Below are 6823 nucleotides of genomic sequence, written 5' to 3'. Positions count from 1 at the left end.
CCCGCCTTGCCCGTGTATTTGCAACTATTGATGAGCGAATTAGTCATTTAACTGAATTTGTACAAGGCTATGGCAAGTTTGCTAAATTACCTCAGCCACAAAAAACACGGATTAACTGGCAAAACACACTCAATAATTTAAAAAATCACTGGCAATTTAGCTACGAAATAAAAAATTCACACAATGAATTACAAGCTGATCAAGCCCAACTCGAGCAGCTGCTCATAAACCTATTAAAAAATTCACACGAGTCAGGCTCCAACTCCAATGAAATACATATTCAGGTCGAGTTTGTACCCCAAGCTTGTGTTATAAATGTGAGCGACTGCGGCAAAGGAATGAGCGAGCAAGTAATGGCAAATGCTTTAGTGCCCTTTTATTCTACAAAAAGTACGGGGAGTGGTTTAGGGCTAGCCTTATGCAGAGAAATCGCAGAAGCGCACCAGGGGCATATAAGTTTACATAACAAAATAGAGGGCGGCTTAAACGTACAAGTGAGCCTTCCTTATTCGTAAATTCACAAAAATTAAAAACAACAAAGCCACTTAAAAAGTGGCTTTGTGTTTAAAGAGCTTAATAACCTGAGTTCAGGTTGAGTAATAAATTACTCTGCGTCAGCTTCTTTATATTTAGCAGCAGTTTCTGTAATTAACGGCTGTAATTCACCGCGTTGAAACATTTCGATAATAATGTCACAACCACCAACTAATTCGCCATCTACCCATAATTGCGGGAATGTTGGCCAATTTGCGTATGCTGGAAGCTCAGCACGAATGTCTGGATTAAGTAAAATATCAACGTATGCAAATGGTTCACCACATGACATTAACGCTTGCGATGCTTGTGAAGAAAAACCACAATTTGGTAATTTTGGTGACCCTTTCATGAAAAGGATTATTGGGTTTTCTGAAATTTGCTGTTTAATTTTATCAATGGTTTCCATCTACAACCTCAAAGTAACGATAGCTAAATATATTTAGGTCTTGAAAATAACTCATCGTGACCACAAATATATAACTTAAAATGGGCAAATAAAGCCGCAATTGAAATAGTCTTTCGCAATAGCATTGCTGTTTGCTTAAACTTGAGTAAAATACTCAACAATTATAGTAACACTATATTACCGCTTGGTATAGGTAACTGCTCTGTTTCAACAGGCATTACGTATTACCAAATGGACTATCAACCAAAGAAGATGGAGATAAAAAAATGGCATTTGAACTACCGTCACTACCATATGCAATCGACGCACTTGAGCCACATATTTCAAAAGAAACACTAGAGTTTCACCATGGCAAACACCACAACACTTACGTGGTTAAGCTTAATGGTTTAATCCCTGGTACTGAGTTTGAAAACAAATCTCTAGAAGAGATCGTATGTTCATCAGAAGGCGGCGTATTTAACAACGCAGCACAAATCTGGAACCATACTTTTTACTGGAACAGCTTATCTCCAAACGGCGGCGGCGAGCCTACTGGCGCAGTTGCTGATGCAATCAACGCTAAATGGGGTTCTTTTGATGCGTTTAAAGATGCATTAAATGACAAAGCAGTAAATAACTTTGGTTCAAGCTGGACGTGGTTAGTTAAGCTTGCTGATGGTTCACTAGACATCGTTAATACATCTAACGCTGCTACACCATTAACTGATGATGGCGTTACTCCAATCCTTACAGTGGATTTATGGGAACACGCTTACTACATTGATTACCGTAACGTTCGTCCAGATTACCTTAAAGGTTTTTGGTCGCTTGTTAACTGGGAATTCGCGAACGCTAACTTCGCTTAATTAGCCTTTAAACGCTAATGTAAAAAAGACGCTTAGGCGTCTTTTTTTGTTTCTTGTTTATCACACCTAAGCGCCTCATCATTTAATAAAACACTTTTAGTAACATGATCTTTTTTCACTTAAATTTTTAATTTTATTGCACAAAAATACAAATTCGTGACTAGACTTTAAAAGGTAAGCACCTTTTTACAGCGGGTTTCGGAGGTTATTATGACGATTTTTGAGCATTACCAAGCACGATACGAAGCGGCACAGGAAGAAGAATACAGTATCGCTGAATTTCTTGAGATTTGTAAAACCGATAAGTCTGCCTACGCCAGCGCACCAGAACGCCTACTCATGGCAATTGGCGAACCAAACATGGTAGATACCGCAACGGATGCACGACTAAGCCGGTTATTTTCTAATAGAGTAGTTGCGCGCTACCCTGCCTTTGCTGATTTTTATGGTATGGAAGACGCCATTGAGCAAATAGTCTCTTATTTAAAACACGCCGCCCAAGGGCTTGAAGAATGCAAACAAGTGCTTTATTTACTTGGACCTGTTGGTGGGGGTAAATCATCCATTGCTGAAAAACTAAAATATTTAATGCAACAAGTGCCTATTTATTCAATTAAAGGCTCTCCGGTAAACGACCATCCCCTTGCATTATTTGACCCAATAGAGGACGCCGACGTACTAAAGCAAGAATACGGTATTAAACCGCGCTACTTAAAAACCATTATGTCGCCTTGGGCTGGAAAACGCTTAAAAGAATTCAATGGCGATATTAGCCAGTTTAGAGTGGTTAAACGCTACCCTTCTATTTTAAACCAAATAGGTATTGCCAAAACCGAACCAGGAGATGAAAACAACCAAGATATTTCGGCGCTAGTGGGTAAGGTCGATATTCGCCAGCTTGAGCACTTTGCCCAAAACGATCCTGATGCATACGCCTACTCGGGCTCTTTATGTTTAGCTAACCAAGGGCTGATGGAATTTGTAGAAATGTTTAAAGCGCCTATTAAAGTGCTGCATCCTTTACTTACCGCAACCCAAGAAGGTAACTACAACGGCACAGAAGGCATTAGTGCCCTGCCCTTTAATGGCATGATCCTCGCTCACTCTAATGAATCTGAGTGGCAAACCTTTAAAAACAATAAAAACAATGAAGCATTTTTAGACCGTGTTTATATTGTTAAAGTACCTTACTGCTTACGTGTAACCGAAGAAATTAAAATTTACGACAAATTACTTGAGCACAGCGAGCTATACAACGCGCCATGCGCACCGGGTACACTTAAAACATTGGCGCAATTTACGACGCTATCACGTTTAAAAGAGCCAGAAAATTCAAGTATCTATTCAAAAATGCGGGTATACGATGGCGAAACTCTAAAAGACACCGACCCTAAAGCAAAATCGTATCAAGAGTATCGTGATTACGCAGGTGTTGATGAAGGCATGACGGGGCTCTCTACTCGCTTTGCGTTTAAAATTTTATCTCGTGTGTTTAACTTTGATACCACTGAGGTTGCCGCAAACCCAGTGCACTTATTTTATGTACTTGAGCAACAAATAGAGCGCGAACAATTTTCAAGCGAAATAGAAGAGCGTTATTTAAGCTTTTTAAAAGGCTATTTAATTCCGCAATATGTAGAATTTATAGGTAAAGAACTGCAAACCGCCTATTTAGAATCGTATTCAGAATACGGACAAAACATTTTTGACCGTTATGTTATTTATGCAGACTTTTGGATACAAGACCAAGAATATCGCGACCCTGATACAGGACAACTATTTGACCGCGAGGCACTTAATGCCGAACTTGAAAAAATAGAAAAGCCAGCAGGTATTTCTAACCCTAAAGATTTTCGTAATGAAATAGTGAACTTTGTATTGCGTGCCCGTGCGCATAACAACGGTAAAAACCCACTATGGACAAGCTACGAAAAACTACGCACGGTAATTGAGAAAAAAATGTTCTCTAATACCGAAGATTTACTCCCTGTTATTTCGTTTAATACTAAAACGTCTGCAGAGGATCAGCAAAAGCACGAAGACTTTGTGAACCGTATGGTCGAAAAAGGCTATACACAAAAACAAGTTCGCTTGCTTTCTGAGTGGTATTTACGGGTTAGAAAATCGCAATAACCTTCATAGTCGTAGTATATAGGAGGTCAATATGGCGCATTTTATAGATAGGCGTTTAAACGGTAAAAACAAAAGTACGCTTAATCGCCAGCGCTTTATTAGGCGCTATAAAAAGCAAATTAAAGAAGCGGTTTCAGATGCGATTAACAAACGCAGCGTTACAGATTCAAGCTCTGGTGAGAGTATTTCTATTCCACAGCGCGATATCAGCGAACCCACGTTTCATCAAGGGCAAGGCGGGAATAGAGAACAAATTCACCCTGGTAACGATCAGTTTTCTACAGGTGATAAAATTGAGCGCCCTACAGGCGGACAAAGCGGCGGTGCCGGTGAAGGTGACGCCAGCGATTCGGGCGAAGGGCAAGATGAGTTTGTATTTTCAATATCAAAAGATGAATACCTTGATTTACTGTTTGAAGATTTAGAACTTCCTAACTTACAAGAGAACCAGCTTGATAAGTTAGTGCAAATGAAAACCCATCGCGCAGGGTTTTGTAGTGATGGTATGCCAAGTAATATTGATATTGTCCGCTCATTACAAGGCTCGCTTGCACGGCGTGTTGCCATGAGTGCAGGTAAAAAACGCCGTTTAAAAGAGTTCGAAGAACAACTTGCTCTGCTGCTTGCTGGTCCACATAACGATAAAGCAGCAATTGCTTTATTACAAAAAGAAATTGCAGCATTAAAAGTGCAAATTAAGTCGGTTCCATTTATTGATAACTACGATTTACGTTTTCGTAATTACGAAAAACGCCCTCATCCCACCAGCAAAGCGGTGATGTTTTGTATTATGGATGTGTCAGGCTCAATGGATCAGCCAACAAAAGACATGGCAAAACGGTTTTATATTTTGCTCTATCAATTTTTAACACGCAGCTATAAAGACATAGAAGTTGTTTATATTCGCCACCACACACAAGCAAAAGAAGTAGACGAGCAAGAGTTTTTTTATTCTCAAGAAACTGGCGGCACTATTGTTTCAAGCGCACTTAAATTAATGAACGAAATAATAAAAGAGCGTTATCACGCAAACGAGTGGAATGTATACGCCGCACAAGCCTCTGATGGCGATAACTGGGCGGACGACACCCCGCAGTGTGGTGAAATTTTACGTAATAAACTCTTAAGCGCAGTACGCTATTTTGCTTATATTGAAATAACCACTCGTGCCCATCAAAGCCTATGGCGCGAATATGAATCCATAACACACAGCCATAATAATTTCGCTATACAGCATATTCAAAGCGTTGAAGATATTTACCCAATTTTTAGGGAGCTATTTAAAAAAGGTCGTCAACAGCAAAACTCTGCATAGCCTAAAGCGAGGTAACATTATGAATGATAAACGAATGAGTGATGGCCCAGATTGGACCTTTGATTTATTAGATGAGTACCAAGGTGAAATTGCCCGTGTTGCAGCTCACTACAGGTTAGACACCTACCCTAATCAAATTGAAGTGATAACCGCAGAGCAGATGATGGATGCTTATTCAAGCGTTGGCATGCCTATTGGCTACAGCCATTGGTCTTACGGTAAGAAATTTATCCAAACAGAGCAAAATTATAAGCGCGGACAAATGGGTCTCGCTTACGAAATAGTGATAAATTCAGACCCTTGTATTGCGTACTTAATGGAAGAAAATACCTTACCTATGCAAGCGCTTGTAATGGCGCACGCATGTTACGGACATAACTCATTTTTTAAAGGTAATTACTTATTTAAAACCTGGACCGATGCTGGCTCAATTATTGATTACTTGGTATTTGCTAAAAACTACATAAGTCGCTGTGAAGAAAAGCACGGCATTACACAAGTAGAAGCCCTGCTCGACTCATGTCATGCATTAATGAATTACGGAGTCGATCGCTACAAACGTCCACAACAAATATCGTTATTTGAAGAACAAAAACGCCAACAAGAGCGTGAAGACTACCTTCAATCGCAAGTAAATGAATTATGGCGGACTATTCCTGAGCAACAGCAAGAAACCAAAAAGAAAGTACGCCATTTCCCTTCTGAACCCCAAGAAAATATTTTGTATTTTATTGAAAAAAATGCCCCATTACTCGACTCTTGGCAACGTGAAGTTATACGTATTGTTCGTAAAATTTCGCAATACTTTTACCCACAAAAACAAACTCAAGTAATGAACGAAGGCTGGGCAACATTTTGGCATTACACCATCCTTAATCACTTATATGATGAGGGAAAGCTCACCGACTCTTTCATGTTAGAGTTTTTACAAAGCCATACCAACGTAGTTTATCAGCCACCTTATAACAGTAAATATTATTCAGGCATTAACCCATATGCTTTAGGCTTTAATATGATGGTGGATATTCGCAGAATATGTGAGCACCCAACACAAGAAGATAAACGCTGGTTTCCTGAATATGCAGGCAGTAATTGGCTAGATACACTGCATTTTGCAATGGAAAACTTTAAAGATGAGAGTTTTATTAGCCAGTTTTTATCGCCTAAGTTAATTCGTGATTTTAAATTATTTACTATTATTGATCATACTAATAATCCCCATTTAGAAATTGGCGCAATACATAACGACAACGGCTATAAAGCAGTAAGAGAAGCACTCTCAGCGCAGTACAATTTAAGTAATCATGAGCCTAACATTCAAGTATATGACGTTGATATTAGAGGTGGCCGTTCACTAACCCTACGCTATGTACCTCATAACAATATTCCTTTAGCAAACTCGCACGAGGAAGTGCTTAAGCATCTTTACAGATTATGGGGCTTTAAAGTAAAACTAGAGCAAGAGTCAAATTCTGGTGAGGTTTCAATGATTGGTCAATGCCCAATAGATGACTCTCGACACACAACACAATAATGAAGGGCAATACAATTTTCATACTGGTTGGGTTTGCTCAGCAGGTTATA

The 6823-nt window shown here is 39.4% G+C and carries 6 protein-coding genes; 5 read left to right on the top strand and 1 reads right to left on the bottom strand.

Features of this window, described 5'->3' with window-relative positions; translation table 11 throughout:
- Nucleotides 1-515, top strand: a 515-nt coding sequence (locus CXF76_RS13695) for a sensor histidine kinase (RefSeq protein WP_198551859.1), incomplete at its 5' end; no start/stop codon positions are given.
- A gap of 89 nt (nucleotides 516-604) precedes the next feature.
- Here the strand turns inward: CXF76_RS13695 and CXF76_RS13690 are convergent.
- Nucleotides 605-943, bottom strand: coding sequence for a Grx4 family monothiol glutaredoxin (locus tag CXF76_RS13690; RefSeq protein WP_004335359.1), 339 nt, complete (start codon nucleotides 941-943; stop codon nucleotides 605-607).
- A 266-nt stretch (nucleotides 944-1209) separates the two neighbouring features.
- Here CXF76_RS13690 and CXF76_RS13685 point away from each other — a divergent pair, with 266 nt between their 5' ends.
- From CXF76_RS13685 to CXF76_RS13670, 4 genes are all read left to right on the top strand, one after another.
- Nucleotides 1210-1791 carry a superoxide dismutase gene (locus CXF76_RS13685; protein WP_002960323.1) on the top strand — a complete coding sequence of 194 codons (582 nt, stop codon included), beginning with the start codon at nucleotides 1210-1212 and terminating at the stop codon, nucleotides 1789-1791.
- A 210-nt stretch (nucleotides 1792-2001) separates the two neighbouring features.
- A complete protein-coding gene (locus CXF76_RS13680) occupies nucleotides 2002-3924 on the top strand; it encodes a PrkA family serine protein kinase (RefSeq protein ID WP_010553401.1) in 1923 nt (640 codons plus the stop codon).
- Between the two features lie 31 nt (nucleotides 3925-3955).
- Nucleotides 3956-5239 (top strand): YeaH/YhbH family protein, encoded by a 1284-nt coding sequence (locus CXF76_RS13675; RefSeq protein WP_101163961.1) that lies wholly within the window; start codon nucleotides 3956-3958, stop codon nucleotides 5237-5239.
- Nucleotides 5240-5258: 19 nt separating this feature from the next.
- On the top strand, nucleotides 5259-6773 hold the full coding sequence (locus tag CXF76_RS13670; protein WP_101163960.1) for a SpoVR family protein: 1515 nt from the start codon (nucleotides 5259-5261) through the stop codon (nucleotides 6771-6773).
- Nucleotides 6774-6823: the final 50 nt, after the last annotated feature.

Origin of the sequence: Pseudoalteromonas sp. 78C3, assembly GCF_002836695.1 — a bacterium.
Classification (GTDB): Bacteria; Pseudomonadota; Gammaproteobacteria; order Enterobacterales; family Alteromonadaceae; genus Pseudoalteromonas; species Pseudoalteromonas arctica.
Note: the sequence above shows the minus strand (reverse complement) of the source record. Positions and strands in the feature narration are given on the sequence as shown.